General features: G+C 41.9%; 18 protein-coding genes. 8 read left to right on the top strand and 10 right to left on the bottom strand.

Features of this window, described 5'->3' with window-relative positions:
• Nucleotides 1–1310 (top strand): dicarboxylate/amino acid:cation symporter (locus ACT3QP_RS10565; protein ID WP_444525466.1); only part of this gene is annotated, 1310 nt, incomplete at its 5' end.
• Between the two features lie 146 nt (nucleotides 1311–1456).
• Here the strand turns inward: ACT3QP_RS10565 and ACT3QP_RS10560 are convergent.
• Nucleotides 1457–2212, bottom strand: a complete 756-nt coding sequence (locus ACT3QP_RS10560) for a TSUP family transporter (RefSeq protein ID WP_444525465.1) — start codon at nucleotides 2210–2212, stop codon at nucleotides 1457–1459.
• Nucleotides 2213–2780: 568 nt separating this feature from the next.
• On the opposite strand from ACT3QP_RS10560, the gene nhaA reads away from it, so the two are divergent.
• The 3 genes from nhaA (at nucleotide 2781) to ACT3QP_RS10545 (ending at nucleotide 6061) form a co-directional block, all read left to right on the top strand.
• On the top strand, nucleotides 2781–3986 hold the full coding sequence (gene nhaA / locus ACT3QP_RS10555; protein WP_444525464.1) for a Na+/H+ antiporter NhaA: 1206 nt from the start codon (nucleotides 2781–2783) through the stop codon (nucleotides 3984–3986).
• A 154-nt stretch (nucleotides 3987–4140) separates the two neighbouring features.
• Nucleotides 4141–4734, top strand: a complete 594-nt coding sequence (locus tag ACT3QP_RS10550; RefSeq protein WP_444525463.1) for a DUF2799 domain-containing protein — start codon at nucleotides 4141–4143, stop codon at nucleotides 4732–4734.
• A complete protein-coding gene (locus ACT3QP_RS10545) occupies nucleotides 4721–6061 on the top strand; it encodes an oxygenase MpaB family protein (RefSeq protein ID WP_444525462.1) in 1341 nt (446 codons plus the stop codon). Before ACT3QP_RS10550 ends, ACT3QP_RS10545 begins: the two co-directional genes overlap by 14 nt.
• Before the next feature lie 129 nt (nucleotides 6062–6190).
• On the opposite strand, the gene ACT3QP_RS10540 is transcribed toward ACT3QP_RS10545, so the two are convergent.
• Nucleotides 6191–6931: an NUDIX hydrolase gene (locus ACT3QP_RS10540; protein ID WP_444525461.1), complete on the bottom strand. Its 741-nt coding sequence runs from the start codon at nucleotides 6929–6931 to the stop codon at nucleotides 6191–6193.
• Nucleotides 6932–7241: 310 nt separating this feature from the next.
• Between ACT3QP_RS10540 and ACT3QP_RS10535 the strand changes: the two genes are divergently transcribed.
• Nucleotides 7242–7805, top strand: coding sequence for an NUDIX hydrolase (locus tag ACT3QP_RS10535; protein WP_444525460.1), 564 nt, complete (start codon nucleotides 7242–7244; stop codon nucleotides 7803–7805).
• Between the two features lie 127 nt (nucleotides 7806–7932).
• Here ACT3QP_RS10535 and ACT3QP_RS10530 read toward each other — a convergent pair whose 3' ends face one another.
• From ACT3QP_RS10530 to ACT3QP_RS10520, 3 genes are all read right to left on the bottom strand, one after another.
• On the bottom strand, nucleotides 7933–9312 hold the full coding sequence (locus ACT3QP_RS10530) for a serpin family protein (protein WP_444525459.1): 1380 nt from the start codon (nucleotides 9310–9312) through the stop codon (nucleotides 7933–7935).
• A 140-nt stretch (nucleotides 9313–9452) separates the two neighbouring features.
• On the bottom strand, nucleotides 9453–9899 hold the full coding sequence (locus ACT3QP_RS10525; RefSeq protein WP_444525458.1) for an ABZJ_00895 family protein: 447 nt from the start codon (nucleotides 9897–9899) through the stop codon (nucleotides 9453–9455).
• A 158-nt stretch (nucleotides 9900–10057) separates the two neighbouring features.
• The gene (locus ACT3QP_RS10520; RefSeq protein ID WP_444525457.1) at nucleotides 10058–13123 is read right to left on the bottom strand and encodes an insulinase family protein; all 3066 of its coding nucleotides are present in this window, start codon (nucleotides 13121–13123) and stop codon (nucleotides 10058–10060) included.
• Between the two features lie 456 nt (nucleotides 13124–13579).
• Here ACT3QP_RS10520 and ACT3QP_RS10515 point away from each other — a divergent pair, with 456 nt between their 5' ends.
• On the top strand, nucleotides 13580–14041 hold the full coding sequence (locus tag ACT3QP_RS10515) for a universal stress protein (RefSeq protein WP_444525456.1): 462 nt from the start codon (nucleotides 13580–13582) through the stop codon (nucleotides 14039–14041).
• A gap of 132 nt (nucleotides 14042–14173) precedes the next feature.
• Here ACT3QP_RS10515 and ACT3QP_RS10510 read toward each other — a convergent pair whose 3' ends face one another.
• Nucleotides 14174–15109 (bottom strand): LysR substrate-binding domain-containing protein, encoded by a 936-nt coding sequence (locus ACT3QP_RS10510; protein WP_444525455.1) that lies wholly within the window; start codon nucleotides 15107–15109, stop codon nucleotides 14174–14176.
• Between the two features lie 169 nt (nucleotides 15110–15278).
• Here ACT3QP_RS10510 and ACT3QP_RS10505 point away from each other — a divergent pair, with 169 nt between their 5' ends.
• Nucleotides 15279–16361: a YeiH family protein gene (locus tag ACT3QP_RS10505; RefSeq protein WP_444525454.1), complete on the top strand. Its 1083-nt coding sequence runs from the start codon at nucleotides 15279–15281 to the stop codon at nucleotides 16359–16361.
• Nucleotides 16362–16698: 337 nt separating this feature from the next.
• On the opposite strand, the gene ACT3QP_RS10500 is transcribed toward ACT3QP_RS10505, so the two are convergent.
• The 3 genes from ACT3QP_RS10500 to ACT3QP_RS10490 all read right to left on the bottom strand — a co-directional run bounded on the left by ACT3QP_RS10500 (nucleotide 16699) and on the right by ACT3QP_RS10490 (nucleotide 19150).
• Complete coding sequence (locus ACT3QP_RS10500; protein WP_045453470.1) at nucleotides 16699–16908, bottom strand: cold-shock protein; 210 nt, start codon at nucleotides 16906–16908, stop codon at nucleotides 16699–16701.
• Nucleotides 16909–17140: 232 nt separating this feature from the next.
• The gene (locus ACT3QP_RS10495) at nucleotides 17141–17575 is read right to left on the bottom strand and encodes a YbaN family protein (RefSeq protein WP_444525453.1); all 435 of its coding nucleotides are present in this window, start codon (nucleotides 17573–17575) and stop codon (nucleotides 17141–17143) included.
• A gap of 273 nt (nucleotides 17576–17848) precedes the next feature.
• A complete protein-coding gene (locus tag ACT3QP_RS10490) occupies nucleotides 17849–19150 on the bottom strand; it encodes a VWA domain-containing protein (RefSeq protein ID WP_444525452.1) in 1302 nt (433 codons plus the stop codon).
• Nucleotides 19151–19352: 202 nt separating this feature from the next.
• On the opposite strand from ACT3QP_RS10490, the gene ACT3QP_RS10485 reads away from it, so the two are divergent.
• Nucleotides 19353–21809 carry a hypothetical protein gene (locus ACT3QP_RS10485; RefSeq protein WP_444525451.1) on the top strand — a complete coding sequence of 819 codons (2457 nt, stop codon included), beginning with the start codon at nucleotides 19353–19355 and terminating at the stop codon, nucleotides 21807–21809.
• Between the two features lie 223 nt (nucleotides 21810–22032).
• Here the strand turns inward: ACT3QP_RS10485 and ACT3QP_RS10480 are convergent.
• Nucleotides 22033–22420: Na+/H+ antiporter NhaC family protein (locus ACT3QP_RS10480; protein ID WP_444525450.1), on the bottom strand; the 388-nt coding region annotated here is incomplete at its 5' end.

The raw sequence follows: 22420 nt of genomic DNA, 5'->3' as shown, positions 1-22420 counted from the left end.
TATTTTTTAACTACACAGGACTAAACGCAGAAGGTGGGTTCGTCAATGACTATTTGGTCAATGGCTTATTCGGTATTATCGGTAAACTTTTTGTCAACTCACTCAAAATGTTGGTTGTACCTTTAGTACTTATCTCATTGATTTGTGGTGTCTGCGGTATTGGTGATATTCGACTACTTGGTCGCATCGGTACAAAAACATTTTTCATGTATATGCTAACAACTGCTTTAGCGATTGCCACCGCAATTGGGCTTGGCTCGTTATTTGGTATTGGTAAAGGCATGGACTTAGCATCTGAGGCCAGCTTTGAAGCAAAGGAAGCGCCACCTCTCATTGATGTTTTCTCAAATATCGTTCCATCCAACCCCATTAGCGCCATGGCCAATGGTGACATGCTATCGATTATTTTCTTTGCGATTTTGATTGGTATTAGTATTTTGATGGTGGGTAAGCCTGCTAAAGGTTTGGTCCAAAGTTTAGAGCTGATTAATGAAGTTATCTTAAAAATGGTAACCATCATTATGAACCTAGCACCTTATGGTGTGTTTGCGCTGTTAACCAAAGCCATGGCTGATCTTGGTTTGGACTTGATCGTGTCTCTATTTGGTTATGTCGCTGTATTGATTGGCTCATTGGCCTTCCACTTCTTTGTCACCATGATGATCGTCTTAAAGCTGTTTTCAGGACTATCAATCAAAACGTTTTTGGCAAAAATGCGTGAAGTGCAAATCTTTGCATTTAGTACCTCAAGCTCAAATGCGACCATTCCAGTAACGTTGCGTACCGTTACCAAGCGTATGGGTGTAAATAACTCTGTAGCGTCGTTTACGGTTCCTTTTGGTGCCACCATCAATATGGATGGTACCGCTATTATGCAGGGTACAGCGACCATCTTTATCGCTAACTTGTATGGGATTGACTTAGGTATTACTGAGTATCTGACCGTTATCTTAATGTCAGTACTGGCCTCTGTCGGTACTGCTGGTGTGCCTGGTGTTGGTCTAATTATGCTGTCTATGGTATTTGCACAGGTTGGCCTACCAATCGAAGGTATTGGCTTGATCTTAGGTGTTGATCGCCTGCTGGATATGTTACGTACTGCTGTTAACGTTGGCGGTGATGCCGCAGTAACCACTATCGTGGCAAAGTCCGAGGGCAAAATGGACTTGGCTATCTACAATGACGCTGACGCTGGTACAAAAGAAGTGTTTGATGGTCATATTGATGAAGACAATGAACGCGCATTCTCTGAAGTTATGAATGATGGCATAATGGGTAGTGAGTATGACGATGTCGATCGCCGAAGTTAATACCATAGCTACGCAATAAATAACCTAAAAGTAAAAAACCTCAGTCATATTGGCTGAGGTTTTTTTTGACGCTTACACCACTCACAGGATGAAGAACTTTAGGGATGAAGGTTTTGAGGAAGGTAAATGTAAACAATACGCCCTAACTAACCAAAAACATATTTAGTAATCATCGCCAAACACACCAACACAATCATCGGACGAATCAGCTTACTGCCACCTTTAACCACCATGTGTGAGCCAAAGTATGCACCTATCGTCTGCCCGACCATCATAGCCAAGCCTACTTTCCACAAAACATTGCCACCTAATATAAAAAATATTAACGAGCCAATATTGGTCGATAAGTTCAATATTTTGGCAGCACCTGTCGCCTCAATGATTTGACGACCGCGTAGTGCCACGTTACCAAGCGCAAAAAACATACCTGTGCCTGGACCAATATAACCGTCATAAAAGCCAATCACTGGCGCGACGAGTTTTTGCCACTTACTCTCACTAATGCGCGGTGCTGCTTCTACCTCGCCAAGCCTAGGCGCAAACAAGGTGTAAATACCAATGGCGGCAATTAAAAATGGAATCAACTTTTCTAGCATATCTGGAGGCGATAGCTGTACAGCAATTGTCCCAATAACAGAGCCAAGAAACGCGGCGATAATAGCCACTTTTATGCGTTTTGGTTTCACCACGCCTTTTTTGATCATAGTGATAGAAGCCGCCAACGCACCGGATGCAGCTTGCAACTTGTTCGTACCAAGTGTCAGTACTGGTGGGATATTCGCTAGTAGCATCGCTGGTATGGTCAATAAACCACCACCGCCTGCAATGGCATCGATGAATCCTGCCAATGCTGCCACCGCAGTAAGCATTAAAATAACCTCTAATGAGAGCGATAAATCCATGACACTGACCTACAAAATTTATGATAAAAAAGAAAAAGCCTTAAAGCTTGGCTTTGGAAACTAAATTTAAAATACTGTTATTAAAGTTGCTGCTGAAGTAGCATTTAGGATAACTATTGGTTTTGCTAGGGCGTGTCTTCATTTCAAAAATGGTGATAAAAATGAGATAAATTGTCGTCAAACAAGAAAAATAGCGCAGATAATATCGAGATATTAACCAGCTATTTGACGATGTTTGGCAAGATTTAGCCATTTTTAGCCCATTTAGATGACTATCGGGTGAATTGGAGACACGCCCTAATATCGCTCATTATAAAGATAAAGGGGCAAAAAAAACCAAAAACATGACAAAGTCTGTTAAATTTGTCTAACCACTCCATAAATACTTAATATAAGAGTCGTCTGGTTCAAGAATGTAACAAACGACTTTAAGACGTATTTTGTTGTGTATATTAATAAGAGTATGAGAGACTGTTCTTGTCTATCTACCACCTGATAAAAGGCAGTAGTATAGACGCTTGAAGTTATTGAACTATTTTGTAATTCGTTTTTAGTAGATGAGGATGATATGGCAATACGAAGGATTAAAGCATTTTTTGAATTTGAGGCAGCAGGCGGTATCGTTTTAGCCTTGGCTGCTGTTGCTGCAATGATTATTGCTAACTCCCCTCTTAACGTGTGGTATGAAGGCTTTATCCACGCACCTGTTGCTATCCAAATTGGTGATTTTGCCATCGCTAAAGACGCCCATCACTGGATCAATGATGGTCTGATGGCAGTGTTCTTTTTCTTAGTTGGTCTTGAGCTCAAGCGCGAAGTCTTAATCGGTGAGCTATCCAACGTCAAACAAATCATACTACCCGCCGGTGCAGCACTGGGCGGCATGATTGCACCAGCGATTGTCTATCTGCTCTTTAACTACCATGAACCAGAATTTTGGAAAGGTTGGGCCATACCTGCGGCAACCGATATTGCTTTTGCTCTCGGGATATTGAGTCTACTTGGTAGTCGCGTACCCAACTCTCTCAAGGTCTTCTTAGTATCCATTGCCATATTTGATGATATTGGTGCGATTTTAATCATTGCGCTATTTTATACCAGTGAGCTGTCATTAGAGTCATTAGCGTTAGCTGGTTTGTGTCTGCCATTCTTGTATATGCTTAATCGCCGCAACGTCACCAGTATCACGCCTTATCTGCTCATTGGTGTGATTATGTGGGTTGCCGTGCTCAAGTCTGGTATTCATGCCACTTTAGCTGGTGTGGTCTTGGCACTGTTTATTCCAATGTTTGACCGTACGGATCCGGAGCATTCTCCGCTTGAAGAGTTAGAGCACGATCTGCACAATACAGTGGCTTTCGGGATTTTACCAATATTTGCATTTGCCAACTCTGGCATCTCGCTCGAAGGTGCAGGCGTTGCTGAATTGTTCCATTCAGTACCTCTTGGTATCGCTGCTGGCCTATTTATCGGTAAGCAAGTTGGTGTCATGATAATGTGCTGGTTGATCTTTAAGCTCGGTATATCAACCATGCCTAGAGGTATGAACTATAAGCAAATCTATGGTGCAGCTTTGCTATGTGGTGTAGGCTTTACTATGAGCTTGTTTATCGGTGGCTTAGCCTTTGCTGGCGAAACCACTCTATTCGATGAGCGCCTCGGTATTATTATGGGTTCAATCGTCTCTGGCATAGCAGGTTATATCATGCTTAAAGTCAGCCTAAAAGACAATGTGAGTGGCACCTCAGTCGATCTGACTCGTCCGCAACCATAAAACTATGACCTAAAACCATGACCTAGAGCGCGTCATCATTAAAAACGCTTCCGCTAACATAAGCGGAAGACGTTTTTATCATAAACAGCATACTGATAAGCGTTTTTTAATATGAAGATGTTTCGATTAGCGTCAGTAGTTATAGGAGATTACTATGCAACAGCTTGTACGGCGGCTTTCGCTGAGCCTACCCATTCTTGGTAGCATGTTTCTATTATCCAGCTGTGCCACGCTGTCAAAGCAAGAGTGTCTAATCGGTGACTGGCAAGCCATTGGTTACAACGATGGCGTATCAGGTTATCAATCAGACCGCTTAGCATCACATGCCAAAGCTTGTGCCAAAGCCAGCGTCACTCCTGACTATCAAGCATGGGAACGCGGTCGCCAATTAGGGCTCAAGCAATACTGTATGACTGACAACGCTTACAACCTTGGCAGACGCGGACGTGAGTTAAACAATGTCTGTCCAGCTGCGATAACAAGCACTCTGCAACAAGCAAATCAGAAAGGTCTTGACCAATACAACTTAGAGCAACAGCTAGAAAATGATCAGCGACTATTAAAAGAGTATCGAGAAGAATTTGATAAGCTTAAAAGTGGTGAGATGTTGGGATTTGATAATGAAAAAGAAGCGCGCAGACGTCTGTTATCACTTGCTGATGATTTACGCCAAACCAGACATCGTATCAATACAGCACAAACCCAACTCGACTTATTAGAGCAGATGAATAGCTATGGATTCAACTGATAAACATAAGGCAGATATTATTAATAGCCGTCTACAGCATAAACCGTCATCGGCCTCTTACCTACGTCATGGGCGTACTACTGCGATTGATGACCACAGTGACTTACAAGTCTTAAAGCGGGTCAAACGCTATTTATTACCTAAAAACTTCGTTCTCTCACAAGATTTATTGAATGAGATCGTTTCAGGCTATGATATTGGCGATCCACTAGCGGACGCATTAGCCACTGAAGGCATCCGTTTTGCAAAGCCCTTGCAGAAGCTCATCATCGACGAAAAAGTAGATAACGACCTCATACAGAATCCATCATTTGTCACCTTAACAGAGCAGCTGAGTAGCCAGCCAGATTGGTTCGATCCAAAGCTGGCACAAATTGGTGCGGTCGCCTATCGCCGCTATCCACTGATGTTGATCTGGTTATTGCGCAATGTCGCATTGATGGCAGGCTATAGCATTCCCGCGCTCTCTCTGCCTCTGATTCAAACCGGCGCATTGATGCATGATGCCCTGCCACGATTAATGCGTACTTACGCTTATATATTGGCTGTTTCTGAACATCCTCAAGCGAGCGTGCGTAATGGCCAAAAATCTACTGCTGGAGTGTTGGCGATTGGCTCTGAAGGTTGGCGACAATCTATCAAGGTGCGTCAAATTCACACCTTGGTACGACAAAACTTGCTAAAAGGTAAAGGCAACGCTGCCAAAGGCGTCATCTCAGATATCGAGCAACATCGTAACCCTGATGGCAGTTGGAACACGGATTACTGGGGTATCCCGATTAATCAAACCGATATGATTGCCACGCATTTACAGTTTTCATTGTTGATTATGCGTGGACTGCGACTGTTGGGTGCACGTATCAGCACCGAAGAAGCGGAAGGGATTTTGCACCTATGGAATCTCGCCAGCTATTGGATGGGCGTTGATTTAGATCGCTTACCAAAAAACGAATCTGCCTGTTGGGAATGGCTCTATACCTACCTATCTATTCAGCAGCTTGATTTTAAAATGGGACAGCCATTGGCAAAAGCCCTACACGACTTACCGCGCCAGATTATGGGTGAAGACAATCGACGTGGGCGCTTCGTTGAAATGGTTAACGCCAGTGTGACGCGGACATTAGTCGGTGATGATATCGGTGATGGATTGGACTTACCAAAATCTAAGATACGTTTTGGCGTGCTGTCTTCAGTACCCATTCTGTTTGCGCTCGATACTGCTCGGCAACACAATCAAACCGTTGCAGAAAAACTGGAAGCGTTCCGATCCAAGCGTCAAGACAACATGAATTGGTGGCTAAAGAAAAACGATGATTACTATAAATAATCATAATATAGTCGATTCAATATAATTTGGATACAAGGAAGGCAAGTGAAAGTACTACAAATATTAGGCTAAGCGAGACTGACACCGTATCCAATTTATAGAGGAGTGACTATAGCCTTATATTAAAAGCTATAACCGCGTATCTTGCACACGGTAATACCATTCAAGCTGCCGATCAAACCCAGTTTCTAATAAGCTAGCAATCACTCGTCCTGTCAGCCCCCATACCGTCTCACCATCGATTTGCCAACTGGGCGTCAGTAGTGTCGCTTTTTCATCTTGCATCGTATATTCCACCGCATATTCTACGGTAGGCTGAATCATTAGCGATTCAAAGTCTGCCCAAAAAATACGGGATATTTCGCCAAGTTCAGGCACTAAAATTAAATCCGGAGCAATGAGCGCCACAATCGGCCTAACGCTCATACCGCTCTTAGAAGTTTGAATGGGTAGTTGACCGAGCAGCTGTACTTTATCGGGTGGTAATGCCGTCTCCTCACAAGCCTCGCGTACAGCAGTGACCACATTATTGCCATCACCTATCTCATACTTACCACCCACACAAGACACTTCACCTGCATGGCTATTCATGTGCGCAGCCCGAAGTGTCAATAGTAACTTAGGATGCCGCTCATGAGTAATGGCGACCAGTACAGAGGCATCAGCAATCGGTGTCTGATATAAACTGTCTAAAATTCGGGTACTCTGAGACGGGTGATAAGTATCATGCATGGCCGAACTGGTCATGATTCCATTGAGGGTTTCATGCTGTACCCGCTCAGCCAACCTCCTGAGTGTTGGATAACGAATGAGAGTTGGCACAGCGACTGACCATTCATCAAAACTTAAAGACTGCGAGGGAAGTAACATTATAAATGCCCTATAATTTTATCAATATAACGCTTTAATATACCCTAAAAAGCATAGCAAAATTAATCGATTGCAAGCGTGCTGTTTTATTATTAATACTATTACGCCAGTAATTTATGTTATGTTAGGCAAAAGAACCGTTACTGTAATCGAGTCTAATTCATGTCGATATAAGGAAGTAAGGAAAATGCTCTAACGGATTTATGGCAGACAGACTGCCTAGAGCGTATCATCATAAAATAAGAATTATAACTTTTAAAATAACGATGTCTTTTTTATTCTTATTATCATTATATAAGGCAGTTGATATATGCGCTATTGTCTCCAATGTGGCCATGAAGCAGAAAGAAAAATACCAGCCACGGATAATGTTCCGCGTTTGGTGTGCCCAAAGTGCCACTATATCCATTATGAAAACCCAAAAGTGATTTGTGGCTCCTTGGTCATACATGAAAACAAAGTACTGTTATGTCGCCGTGCGATTGAGCCACAATATGGTTTATGGACGTTGCCCGCAGGATTTATGGAAAATGGCGAAACCATGGCAGAGGGTGCTGCACGTGAGAGCTTTGAAGAAGCGGAAGCAGTGGTTATCAACCCACATTTATATTGTCTGTACGATATTCCAGATATTGGGCAGATATACTCTATTTATTTGGCTGATCTCAAAGACGGTGCTTACGGTATCGGCTCTGAAAGCCTTGACTGTGCGTTATTTACTGAAGCAGAAATTCCGTGGGATACCATTGCCTTTGAAGCCGTACGTCGCACTCTGAAAAGCTATTTTGAAGACCGTAAAAATTTCGATCAACACGCCGACTTTCCTATTCACCAAGACCATGTCGGTAAAGACCAAAGTATCAAACGTTTTTAGTAACATGACGATTCGTTACGTTATTAGATTACCCAAAAAAGAGCCTCTTTTCTTATAAAGCAGTGGCTCTTTTTTATATTGAAAACTGAGAATATAGGCTTAATTCAAATAATTATTTAAGAAGACATCAATCACTAGACGGCTTTATCATTTGTCCCATAAATAAAATGGCATTGGTTGGTTTGTGATAAATCATATAAATGAACGGATGATCTGCCTTAAATACGATGGGAATGATAGGTTCCTGCTCTTCTTCCTCTGAAGCAGCCATTTCCATCACTGCTGTGGCTGCTGCTGCCTCTGTTCCCAACTCATCCACTTGTATCACGGCCTGATGGACGACTTTATCAAATACCAGCGGTACAGTTTCGTGATACCCTGAAAAATCAGCAGCAGATGAAAAAGCCGTTGGCATACCCATCGTCATCAGCTTATTAGCCACTTCTTCGTCTCTTACATCCATTTTAAATTTGGGCAGATATAAATCAATATCCTCGTAATCAAAATTCGCTTGCCATGATGTTATTTTTTCAGTCGTTAACGATGCCATTAGTTGCTGTAAGCTTTGCTGATTAGAGACTTTGGGCAGTATCACCATCATGGATATATTTTGCCCTACGTAAGGCAAGTCGATGACCTGTGCTTGGCTGTCTTCAACGTATTGAAATCCATTGTATTGATGCATCATCTCTACCGTTGGCGCACTGGTAGCATTATCTGTCATCTGGAACGTTTCAAACGGCATCGACTCAGTACTACCATCATAAAACTCATGGTACCAAGCTCCTTTAAAATAAAGCGCATTGGTTAACACACTTCGCGTTGTCTCATCAAAGCCATCAATCGGTATAATCTGTGGAATAAGCCCATGAGTCTGTTTGGCGATCGCGCGATTGATAGTTTTTCTTGCCGACTCTGGATCGTACATAAAATCTACTGGATTAACTTCTACCTGTAAGTAACGATTTACATTATCTAGATAAGTTGGACTTGGCTCTAATCCTTGCTGCACCCATAATCCATTAGTGCTAGACAACATGTAGTTTGTATTGGGTCGATTGAGTTGGTTGTAAAGCGCTGCGGCATTCGGCAGCATCTCATCCACTTCAGGATAATCAAAGACTTGTTGTATCTCATCGTAGGTATCGCCTTTGGCACCCACATATCCAAGTGCTATGGCTGAAGATATGCTATAAGGAGAAAATACTAGATTGTCTAATGTGTCATTTTTAGTCAGTTGGTGATACATCTTGATCGCAAAGTTATTATTAGCAGTAGCAATATTTTGAGTACCCTCTGCTGTGGCTGTTGACTCATCTGCTGGTGTAAATTCTTTTTGTAGATAAGCAGATGTATTGTCTGCTTCTTCCTCAACAAAGGTATCGTCTTCAATCGCGGTCTCAGTGGCTGACACAGTAGCCATCTCTGATCTATCACAACCTGCGAGTAATAGCACTAATATTGACGCTGGTACGCCTGCCCAATGGATAGCTCTATAAAACCTCATTATATTCCTTATAATTTATACCAACCTAATGTTGACTAATGATTTTGGTTACCTTGTCCAGTAATGTCAACTTATATATTGAGCGGCATCAGATACTAAATAAAGAAAAGAAAATGCTATACACACGAAAACGACCTAAACTAACGCCGCCAATAGCGCTGTATCAACCAAAGGCTGAAGAAAATTAAAATATAGTTTACGATGAGGAACAACACACCTGCGATAGCAATAAAGCTTTGAAAACCGACCATGCTTAACTCTGACCAAGTAAATTCAAGCCCTCCAAAAAACTGCGTCATAAATACTATAGCCATTATCAGTAGCAATATTGCCGATAGCAGTGCCATGCGATTACATTCTGTTGGCTGTAAGAGCCTATGTTGGCGTTTATAAAAAACAGTAGTGGTCACAAAACTTAAGATAAAAATAGTAAATAAGACTAAGAGGAAAATATCTAACTGAAAGCCTAATATAGTTAAAAAATAAACCAACAAAACATAACTCAAGCTGTAAGGCAGAGCGTAACCCAATAAGTGTAGAAAAGATGTCGTGCACGCTTCGATGTGCAAATCATGTTTATTTGCCAAGTCGGTTCCTATTGATTAACTGCTAATAAAAAATAGCCCCATCTTAAATTATTTACAACCAAAATAAAAGCAGACAATAATTCATTATTGTCTGCTTTTTTAATGCTCATTATCAAGATCTGACTTTTATTTAAAAATTTCTTATATAAAAACCACTATTAGCTCTTTATTTTACAGACATTAAAGCCTAATTCTTTCACTGCTTCTTCTTTATCATAAGGCGCTAATACCGCACGTACGTGACCCTGTCCTTGTAGATATTGCTTGGCAACGCGTTGTATATCAGCAATCTTCACGGCCAATATTGACGCACGCATTTTACGCTGCCACTCTACACCGCGATGATGCAAGTCAGCGAAACACGCTTTGACAGCTTCACCTGCTGGAGAACCTGGCTTATCCATACCTGAGATGATACCCAAGATTGCTTCTTCTAATTGCTCATCGGTTTGTGGCTCATTCAATAACCATTCGATACTGGCATCAAAATGAGCAAAGGTCTCAGCGCACTGCGGATCACGATAGCTAAAGAACTTAAAGGCGCACGCATTGGCATCATAACCAGCCCCACCACCATAAGCACCGCCGCGCTCACGAATGGCACTGTGCAAGTAACCATTGCGCAGGTAAGGTGCCAAGACCATTAAGGCTGCTGTATCAGGATGATCGGCGGCTGGAACGGTATAAGCACTGGCATTATGGTAGACGTTGGTTGGCACTAGCCATGCTAGATCTTCAACCTCGAGTGCCACACCAGTTTCTAGCGCTTTGACAGTATCTTTATCACCGTTTAACGCTGTATCCAGTTGCAAGCTTGCAAACTCACTTGGAATATTTGCTGTCGCATTCGTTAAATCGTTAGAAGCTGTTGACGGTTGGCTGTCTTTCCAACTATCGACAATTAAGCTGCTTAAACGTTCGCTTTGCTCAGCTTCACAGATAATAACGGCATGCTTAGGCAAGCTGATCAAACGCTGATGTAAATCCATCAAACTAGTAGCCAGTGTATCCCACTGTGCATCATCCGTACTGGCATGCGTTAAGAAGTCTTTGAGGGCGTTCAATGCTGGTAGACCGCTGCGCACATATTCTAGCTGTGCTTGGCGACTCATACCGCGACTGGCCGTTTGCATGGCATAAGAATGCCCTGAACCTGCCAAGTTTGACTGCCAACCTGCTTGACGCTGTTGCAATATTTCTTTGATACGGGCATGCTCAGAGAAGATACTGTGCTCCATCACTTCTTTGAGCAAATCAATCGCTTCAGGCTTACGGTTCAGCGCACGCGTTGCCACGACGAAATAGCTGCTAATCGCTTGGCTATCATCGATATTTGTACGCTGGCTAATACGAGCGGTCACCCCTGATGAATGCGCCGCTTGCTTAGCTTGCATTTCATGAGCACTTAGCGAATCTGTACCTAACTCTGATAACAAACTCAAATAGATAGGCAGTAGTGGATGATTAATCACGTCATTGACTGGCAGCTCATCACTGTTACTATGACCAATCGCATCGGTCAACGGTATGATAACTTGATAATAGTAGATACCATTGGTGCCCGCTTCATATTCAAACAACGTACTGGGTTTCCCGCTGAGATTCACATGCTTTTGCGTGCCTTGCTTAAAGCTAATATCCGTTGGTACGTCTTCTAAACCCACTTTTGGCAATAAGCTCAAATCATCTGGCGCTGCTTGACGCGCTGCCAAATCTAACGCTTGTTGCTTTAAGATGGCTTTATCATCAGCGGTCAAATCCATCTCGATAGTATCCAGACGTGTCTGCTCAGCAGCTGCCAGACGAGCAGTCTTTTCACTATCCGGTGTCAAGGTGACACGGACGCGATGCTGATTGTCTAACAGATGGGTTTTGATTAGATTCGGTAGCCACTGCGCATCTTTGACTTGCTCACGCAGCCACTGCAAATGCTCGTCAACTTCCCATACATCAATAGGATTACCATCATGAATGGCGGTACTAAAGCCTTCTAGCATCAAGTTTAGACCGTAAGGAATGCTATCACCGCCGATATGACGCTGATCAATCTCGATTTGGTGCAAGATAGTTTCGATGGTTTCATCATCGACTGGCGAGCTGGCCACTTCTGTGAGTAAATCAAGAATGCCCTGCTCTACCGCTTCGGCATGCTCAGGGTTGGAGCCGCGTAGACCCGTATAAAAGACCATCTCGTAATGACTGTCATCGAGTCCCAATAGCGGACTTGGTGCTTTACCCAGTGGGTGACTGTCAAGATAGGCACGCAGCGGCGAGCCAGCATGCTCGATTAACACACCTTCTAATAAGCGCAATGCCAAACGCTGTTTGGGATCAGTAATCGATGGTAATAACCACGCCAGCACATGATGGGTTTGATCAGGGCCTGCTTCGTCAGCCGTATAAGTATCAGTGGCACTGATCGGCGCAGACAAACGCTGCTCTGGACGCGATACGTGCTTTTTGCCCGCTTCAAACTGAGTCAAAGCATCGTCATGAATTTTGGCTTGAGTTTCAGCAACTGGAATATTACCAAAGCTCATAATCACGCTATTCGACGGATGATAATGGCTCTGATGAAACTCAACCAGCTCAGGGTGGGTCAAATCAGGAATATCAGCAGGGTCACCGCCTGAATTATAATGATACGTCGTCGTTGGGAACAAATGATGAGCGACCGTATGATACAACTGATCAATCTCACCGCTCATTGCGCCTTTCATTTCGTTAAAAACGATACCTTTAAACTGCGGCTTGTCATTTTCGTCTAACTCAACACGAATGCCTTCTTGGGCAAAGTCGAGCGGATGAATATTGGGGAAAAATGACGCATCGAGATAGACAGCAAGCAAGTTGAAATAGTCATTTTTGTTTTGCGTTGCATAGGGATAAGCCGTCCAATCAGCGGCGGTCATCGCATTCATAAAGGTATTTAATGAACGTTTAATCATCGAAAAAAACGGGTCACGTACGGGGAATTTTTCAGAACCACATAGCGCCACGTGCTCTAAAATATGCGCCTCACCTTTTGAATCCATTGGCTGAGTACGAAAGCCAACCAAAAAAGCATTTTCATCACTAGGATGTGCCAAATGATAATGCATGGCACCTGTCTTAACATGTTGGCTAATCAATACGTCCATTGATAGCGCGTCAATATGGCGGTGTTCAATCAATTCAAATGCAGGATGCAAGGTTAGATCAGCAGTAAATAATGTGTCGGTCATAATTGTCCTTATGGATAGCCCCATGTTTATCGCAATATGCCATTAGCCTATCAATGAGACCACCAGCAATAAAACAAAATCAGGGTAAACAATAGATAAATAGTGAATGTAATACTTATTGTAGTGTCGTCTTTATATGGCATTCATATAATGATATTCATATAAAAGTATGGTGCGTATGGTGATTAACTTATGAGTAATATTCAAATTTAATGGCATATACCGATACATTATGAGAAATGACAGCTGTATCAATTAAAAAGAATTTGCCTAACGGAAATAGATGGGGCTGACACTGTCATAAGTCAAGAAGCTATCGTGATAAAAATCCCGGCGTGATAAAGATGACAAACACGAAAAAATAAATGCTAAAGACAGACCTTTTTTAACAAAGCAAACTTAACAGCAGCCATTGGTAGTGCTATAGTTAAGACTACTTGCTACGAGGAACCTCTCATGAGTTATCAACATATCTTACTGGTTACTGATTTATTATCTGATGCTGACTTGGTTGCCCAAAAAGCCAAACGTATCGTCGATAATCGTCCTGGCTCTAGATTATCGGTACTACATATCGTAAAAGATACCATGGTTGGCTTTGGCTATGAGCTGGTACCTGCCTCTAGCTTATACGATGAGATTGATGATGAGCGCTGTCAAGAAGCACGAGCCAAACTGGCACAGTTTTTGGATCGCAACCAATTAAACGCTGTCAATTCTGAAGTGACCACGGCCATCTCAAATAGTGAAGGTATTGTCAATTATTGCCATAAACACGAGGTTGACTTATTGGTCATTGGTCGTCACGAGCGCCATGGTATATCTGCTTGGCTAAGCGGCGCTACTGCAGATAATATCTTACCAAACGTCCCATGTGATAGCTTGGTGGTTAGATTGGATAAGCCTGTTTCTAAGTAGCTGATACTTAAAATTTCAATCCACGACATTTTAAGTAAGAGGCTTGTACCAGAAACAACTCTTAATAAATAAGGCGTTTCATAATATATCTTATGAAACGCTTTTTATTGTCTGTCTTTAACGCGTTGACCCTTACTCTGATGTCAAAATATCAATAAACATCTGCCAAATAGGACTCTGATGTCGCGCTTTATGCCAGACCAACCACCATGTCCGCGATAGATCAATACCTGCTACTTTCACTTGTACCAGTGTGCCTGCTGCCAACTCTGGTTCGATGACATATTGCGACAAACAGCCCAATCCAATATCGGCGCTGACCATGTGTTTGATGGCCTCTGACTGCTGAATAGCCATAATAATATCCGCATCTGGTAAATACTTAAGCAACTGCTCATCGATAATTTGCCGTGTCCCTGACCCAGCCTCTCGCACCAATAATGGCAACTGTGCCAGTTGTTCCATACTCAGCTCATAACAGTTATCCGCATCATTATAAGCCACTGTATTTGTTAGCCACTGACTGTCACGCTTGGCAAAAACCATTAGTGTATCTGTCCGCCATTCTCGCTGCTCAATAGCTTTCATATCTGTCGGGCGCGGCATGCCTTCGACTAAAGCAATATCAATATTGAGTTGCTCGACCTCACTGACCACCTCTTGAGTATTGGCAATATAAGTATTTATATTCGCATTTGGCAGTGCTTGATATAGCTTGGCAAGTAATGGCGGCAATACATAGTTGCCGATGGTGGTACTCGCACCAATATGAATCTGCCCTGCTTGGTGCTTGTGATAATGCTCCAGTGTCAATGCTTGCCCTAAGATGGCTTGTGCTTGCACATAAATAGCATGGGCATTGGGATGCTGGTTAAGTCGACGCCCGACCCGTTCAAACAATGGCATTTGCAGCCTTGACTCAAGCTCGCTCAATGCACTACTGACTGCTGATTGCGATAAATGAAGCTCCTCACTGGCGCGACTGGTACTACCTGTTTGATAAATACTGACAAACACAGACAGCTGCTTCAGCGTTATTTTCGGTAGTGTCTGTATAGCTTTTCTCATGTCTGCTTCAATCCTGTTTTGAATTATTAACCCAAAGATTTAAACTATTAACCTAAAAAATCGATAGTTTTTATCTTATTAATCTGTTTTTATTATAAATTATCTTGTCTTATACTGTCTATTCATAAGCTTATGCTTATTTCGATTATAGACAATAGGACACTTCGTCATGCATGCCTTAACCAAAACAGTGACCAACTACCTCCCAACCAATCGCCACCTAGCGGGTTTAATTGTGGTGTTTATCGGTAGCTTATTCTGTTTATGGCTGAACACCAGCTTAGATACCTGGACCAGCGGACGGATTGTTGGACTGTCATCGCTAACGCTCGCGATTTTACTCGGTATGATATTAGGTAATACGGTCTGTTCCAGTTTCGCTGAGCAGCTGCATGTGGGCGTGACATTTGCCAAAGGTCAGATACTGCGTCTCGCCATCATATTTTATGGCTTTAAACTGACCCTAACACAAGTATCTAGCGTGGGTATGCCAGCGATTATGACCGATGCACTGGTGCTGACGTCGACTTTTTTAATCACTTATTGGTTGGGCACGAAATGGCTAAAGGTTGATAAACAAACGACGTTATTGATTGGTGCAGGCGCAAGTATCTGCGGGGCAGCCGCGGTTATCGCCGCAGAGCCAGTGGTCAAAGCGGAAGCGCACAAAGTGACTATCGCCGTGGCTACAGTGGTGGTCTTTGGCACCATTGCAATGCTGCTCTATCCGTTTTTGTACCATCTCGGTTGGTTACAGCCATGGCTCAATGCTCAACAATACGGCATCTATACTGGCTCATCTATCCATGAAGTCGCACAAGTTGTGGTTGCAGGTAATGCCGTTAACCCAGAAGTGGGCGATACAGCGGTCGTGACCAAAATGATACGAGTAATGATGCTAGCGCCTTTCTTATTGGTCTTATCTTTTGCGTTGACCAAAGGCAGTAACAATCATGGCAACAAGCCTTCTATCATGAGCCGTATTCAACAAGTAAAAGTCCCTTGGTTTGCCTTTGTCTTTATTTTGGTCGTTATCCTACATACATGGGTGCCAATGTCTACGGGTTTTGAGCGTAATATGGTCATGCTAGATGATGTACTACTGACGATGGCCATGTTTGCGCTTGGATTGACCACGCATTTGGGGGCGATTAAACAAGCAGGTATGAAACCGCTGATCTTAGGTGCCATTATGTTTGGCTGGCTGATAGTAGGCGGTGGTCTGATTAATATTGGTATTAGCTCAATGTAATAGGCTGACTGCTCTCTCTAACAACCCATCTTCATAACACTCCTTAAAATAAAAAATGCCTACAACTAGTAAAATAGTATGTAGGCATTTTTGATTCTATTCTGTTGTATGCTTTGACTTCAACGCCATTTGATATTCAGTAACTTATACCATTCACAAGAATACGATTAGCTCTGTCAAAATCGCTTAGCCTACAATGTGTATGTAGTACTTGTACTCCTTTTCCTTGCTACTCTAATTTTTGTGAATGGTATTATATCAAATCACAGACGAAAAAAAACGAACCCGAAAGTTCGCTTTTTCTACATCTGTTCATCTATCTGTCTATAAAGACAAATTAGATAGCAACGATGTTATGTGCTTGTGGGCCTTTTTGACCTTGAGTTACAGTGAACTCAACTTCTTGACCTTCAGCTAAAGTTTTGAAACCTGAACCAGTGATTTCGCTGTAATGAGCAAAAACGTCTGCGCCAGTTTCTGGAGCGATAAAACCAAAGCCTTTAGCTTCGTTGAACCACTTAACTGTACCTTTTTGAACGTCTGACATAATATAATCCTACTTTTAAATTTATTAATGGTCTAGTGACCGGTAACGCTTGCAAATAGCTACTGAACGATAAATATTAAAACGAAGGATTATAACTAATACTACGAGGTAATGATTTGGTGCAGAACTGCTCTTAAGCTTGGAGGTATTATAAGTCGAATATCCTCATATCGCAAGTCTTATCTCATATTTCATGTAATGAAAGACAGTTTTGCACTGCTTTTTGCGGCAATTACACTATTTTTGATGCATTGGGCAATCGAAATAAATATATCGCTACCCCACTACAGGTGGCGGCTACTAACCATGCCATCCACATCATATCGGCAGGCAAACGATAAAATAACATGGCTGTCGATATCGACATCATTATCGTTGCTAGCCATTTGGCATACAAAGGTACAGCGCGGTGCGCTTCCCAGTCACGAACATATTTGCCAAAATACTTATGATTGATTAGCCAAAAATGAAAGCGCCGAGAGCTACGTGCCCAGCAGCCTGCTGCCAGTAAAATAAATGGCGCGGTCGGCATCACTGGTAATAGCGCTCCGATGATACCCAATACAAAAAATAGCCAACCCAATATGACGAATATCCAGCGTACTGTCGGACTGGTGGATTGATTGGTCTTGGGCCTGTGATAAAACGTTTTTTTATTATTGGTCATAGAAGCCATTTTATTAGACAGTTCAGCGATAAGGGCAAGCAGCTACTAATCTTTTATAGAGTAGCTACCTATATAGGTCATTAATCATGCAATATCACTGAATACGATACAAGACTATTTTTGCGAGGTTTTTACTATAGATAGGTAGGTTTGGTTATTGGTGGGTAAATAAATGGCCAAACCTATCTCTTACGTTACTTTTATGAAGAATAAATAACGGCCTAATCAGTAGGTTAAACCGTGAAACTAACTGTGTATGCGACAGACAGACAGTTAGTCACCACCAGTCACTATCCCAAGCTGCTTGGCTTCTTTTAACCACATTGGGAACTCTTTTAGCATGTTTTCATATAAGGCTTCTTCGCTGATATCGTCCAAATCATCGAGTTCAAAAAAGTCACAATTATCAATCACGCGCCCTTCCATATCGTCTAGTTTTTTTAGGATGCCATAACCACGACCACCCAAGCCCACGAATTGCCAAAATATCGGTAGTTTCGCCGCTTCCGTCATGACTCTGGTGATACCGCGATTGTCGTTTACCCCGCCATCACTGATAAATAGCACGTAGACAGGCACATCCAAGCCGTCTTTTTGATAAAACTCCGTCACGGCTTTCATGACCTCTGCTTCGTTATTAATGCGCGGGCCAAGTGCCCATTTGCGCCAGCCGCCATGAGCGTTGTCAATGAAGCCGTCATAGTTGCTCAGTCCAATCTCGCCCAAATACTGTGGATCTCGGGCAAACGCCCAGCAGTCTAATGCTTGGTCATCATCGAAGCTCACTGCCAATGGCAATATGCGGTTGACCACCTCTTGCACGCGGCCTTTTTTGTACTGTCGATTCATTGAACCTGAGGCATCTAGCACCAATGCTACCTTTGCGGTTAATTGCTGCAATTGGCGTTTCTTAAGCGATATGGTGGCTTTTTTGGCCAGATTGACCAGTTTTGGTGCTTTGTCTAGCATGACCTTCTCGATCGACGGTTTTTCTTGCACTGGCGTTACGATTGCCTCGGCTGCTTGCGAGTTACCCTCTTCTACATCGCCGCCGAAATGCTGCACGATGGCGGCAAGTCCACCATTAAAGCCTTGCGCGACATTAGATACTCGCCAAACGCCACTCTTACGGTACAGCTGCATGAGCATACTGGCTTGCTGCTGGGCAAAGTCGGCTGCTTGATACGCTGCCTGCGCCTTTTGCGATTGCTGCCAAATGCCAATCTCTAACGATTGAATTTGATTCAGCGGCGTGTCGGCTGATAACACAAAAAACAAGCTGTCTATATTTGCAGCCAGTTTGGATAAATCAACCTCAAACTCGGCTTGGATGCCCTTACTGGCCGTTGGCTGCGACTCGTAATGGGTGAGCTTGATTTGCCCGCAAGGTGAGATTGGCTGATTATAAAACACCATGTAATCATCATTGATCAGTTTGCCCGCTGCATCTAAAGCAAAGCAGCTGATGTCCATCTCTATTGGGCTTTGGCGAGTGAATTTGAGCGTGATGGGTGCGGCATCGTCAATAGCAAGATTGCTTAAAGGCGCGCGTTGTCCGACGGTGAGATGGTTCATGGTGCTTCCTTACGTTAGCGTGTTATTCCTTTAGAGATAATAGACTAATTACCAGTAATATGAATGAGACATTTTCTTCAAACTATCGTACCTTATAAGATATTACGTTTGCTATACTCATTATAAATATAAACTTAAGTTTTCTATTTAAGCTTTAATTTCTTAATTATTAGAAATAAACCTACTCTGGATGAAAGTATTCATGGAAGAATTAGCAACTACGAAGCAAAAAATCTATGGCATAGTCAAATCTCTAAAGAGTGACAATGCTAATGAAGCTGAGACTAGGTTTAAATTAATAGACACTATTCTGAAAGACGTTCTCAATTGGGAAACTAAGGATATAGATGTTGAAAAACATGTACGAGAAGATAACGTTTCTACCTTTGCTGATTATATTCTAAAAACAGCTAATACAGCTATAGTTGTAGAAGCTAAGAGAATTAGTAATTTTGCTTTAGGCGATTATAACCAGCGTAAAATTCTTCTAGGTAGAAGGTTTTTGGAAACAGAACTAGGTAGCGCGGTAGTCCAAGCACGAGATTATGCTAGAGGTTTAGGTATAGACTTTGCTTGTGTAACAAATGGAGTTTTATGGTTCATTTTTCCAGCGCAACGTCATGATCAGGTCTCATTTAATGACTCTTCAGGAATACTATTTTCATCTCTTGATGAAATATTTGATACATATTACTCTGAGTTTACTGGCCTTATTAATAGGTCTTCCGTTCTAGCAGGAAGCTTAGAACTAAACCTATATGGACGCGCTGAGAATCAAATTGATCAACGTCATTTGAAGAGCTTTTTCTCACCTTATTCTAATATCTCTAAAGATAATCCAATATATGAAAATCTATCTAATCAGATCGTAACTTCATTTTCTGAAAAAGTCCTTTCATTTGATGCAGAGGAATTCAGCAGGTTGTATGTACCAAACGCACAAAATATAAGGTTCGATACTAAGATTAGAATGACCGTATCTAAGAGAGATACAGTCGTATCGAAAAAGACCACTAGATTAATGAAAGCAAAAGATAGAGAAAGATTTGTTGAAAAAATCGCTATTAATAATGATTTCTCTAAATTAGCTTTCATAATTGTAGGAACTGTCGGCTGTGGGAAAACTACTTTTTTACACTATCTTGAAAAGGTAAAATTGCAAGACTTACTTTCCGATAAAAGCAATAACTTCCACTGGATTCGAATTGACTTCTTAGAAAGCACTAAAGATACTCCTTATACAAAATTCATATATGATCACCTTTTTAAATATATTCAAAACTCAAACTTGGGTGAAAAAGACTATTCGATATTGCCAGCTTACTCTGAGGAAATAGAATCTTTAAAAAGAGGGCCACTCGCATTTTTATCAGATGAAAATGAGAAAAACCGCGAAATATCTAATCTTATTCTTGCAGATTACAAGGAAAAATCTCCTTATATAGAGAAAATATTCAAGTATCATGCTGACAAATCTAATATATATATTATCGTAGATAATATAGACCAGATAGAGAGTGATGAGAAGCAAGGAGAACTTTTTTCAGCCACCCTATCTATTGCTAGAAAACTTGATTTGAATTTAATAATCTGTTTACGGCAGTCAACATATATTCGTAATAGGAATTCGCCTCTGATTAACGCCTATGATTACGAATATGGTCAAATTGATCCCCCCTCGGTACTAGGAGTGTTATCTAAAAGATTTGATTTATTGAGCGCTATCGTTGAAGGTATCAGCTTTAGCTTTATAGCTGAAAATGGCGCAAAAGTAAAAGTTGAGAATGCTTCAGAAGTGATTGGATTATTAAAAGAATCGGTGCTAGGAAGCGAAGTTGGAAGACAAATTGATATATTAGCATCTGAAGATCTGAGACTAGCTTTGAGAATGACTAGAGATTTCTTAGAAAAAGGTTATTCAAATACATCTCAAGGCATTCAATCCTATGCCGAAGGAAAGAAGTATATTTTGCCTAGGCATGAGGCGCTAAGAGCTATAATAGTAGGTAATCATACAGTATATGATGAAAACTACTCTGCTGTTGGTAATGTTTTCGATTCTAAACTCTCAATACATAATCTACAATTATTAAAACTTTTTATTCTAAATGCTTGTGTGAATAGAGCTACTCTTTCTAGTTTTGAAGGGATAGATGGGGATGAAATAATTGAGCATCTTAAGAATATAGGTGTAGCGAAAAAATATACTAGACAGGTATTAAAGGTCTTATGTGCACAACGTTACCTTTTTACACCTAGCCATACCGTATCTGAGGATATCGCCATGTACGCTCCTTCAAGATTAGGAGGGTACGTCGTTCGAGAGTTACTTGTGGACTTTACATTTTTAGAAAACCTTATGTTTGACACTTACATATCAGACGACGAAACTTGGCAAAATTTAAAAGAAATTAGTCATGAGATTGAGAGTGAGAAAAATATCATAAGAAAAATAGACATTAGAGTTAAACGGATTCGATTTTTTTGGAAATATTTAACTAAATCATATAGCCCATTGCTTAGTGAATCTCTAAAAAGAACTTTACCCTCAGAATGGTGTAATGACTTATTTGGAGACAATACAGTCTCTTTAGAAAGTACTTTCTCTAGAGTTAAGCGATCAGCCAATAGAAATTACAGTAAACCTAAGAGATCTTAGATTAAAATATAACTACTGATTCGCATGCTGTTTGCCCTCGCGCGAGGGACGAGCGCCGAGCTGAGTGATTAAAGAACACCGCACCATGCAGCGCATATTTGCCCATTTTTAAAGGACTCCGATGCTGAGGCCATGCTCTTTAAGCTTTTGCTTTTTTTACAATGCTCTCAACTCTTCCATCTGTGCTGTCATCGCCGTCAACTGCCCTTCACGCTCAGCCAGTTTAACCCAACAGCCATACCACAGCGACCAAAGTAAATAGCAGCATACCCATATTGGCATGGAAGAAAGTCGGAATCACACTGTCTTTAATATGGTCATGCTGTCCATCAGCATTTAGACCAGCAGTCGCACCAAGCGTGATGGTAGACGCAGGCGAACCAGCATCACCCAATGCCGCAGACGCACCAAGCATAGCCAGTGTCGCTAATGGAGAAAAACCAAGCGCTACGCATAGTGGAATATAAATCGGCGCTAAGATTGGCACAGAGGCAAATGAATCACCAAAACCGATAGTGATAAACAACCCCACGATCAGCATCATCGCCGCACCGAACAGCTTATTGTCACCTAAAATCTGAGTCGCAGAAGCCACTAATGGGTCGATGTCA

This window comes from Psychrobacter sp. AOP7-B1-24, assembly GCF_052376215.1.
Taxonomy (GTDB): domain Bacteria; phylum Pseudomonadota; class Gammaproteobacteria; order Pseudomonadales; family Moraxellaceae; genus Psychrobacter.
The sequence above is the reverse complement of the archived record's forward strand: the minus strand, read 5'-3'. Positions and strand labels throughout refer to the sequence as shown.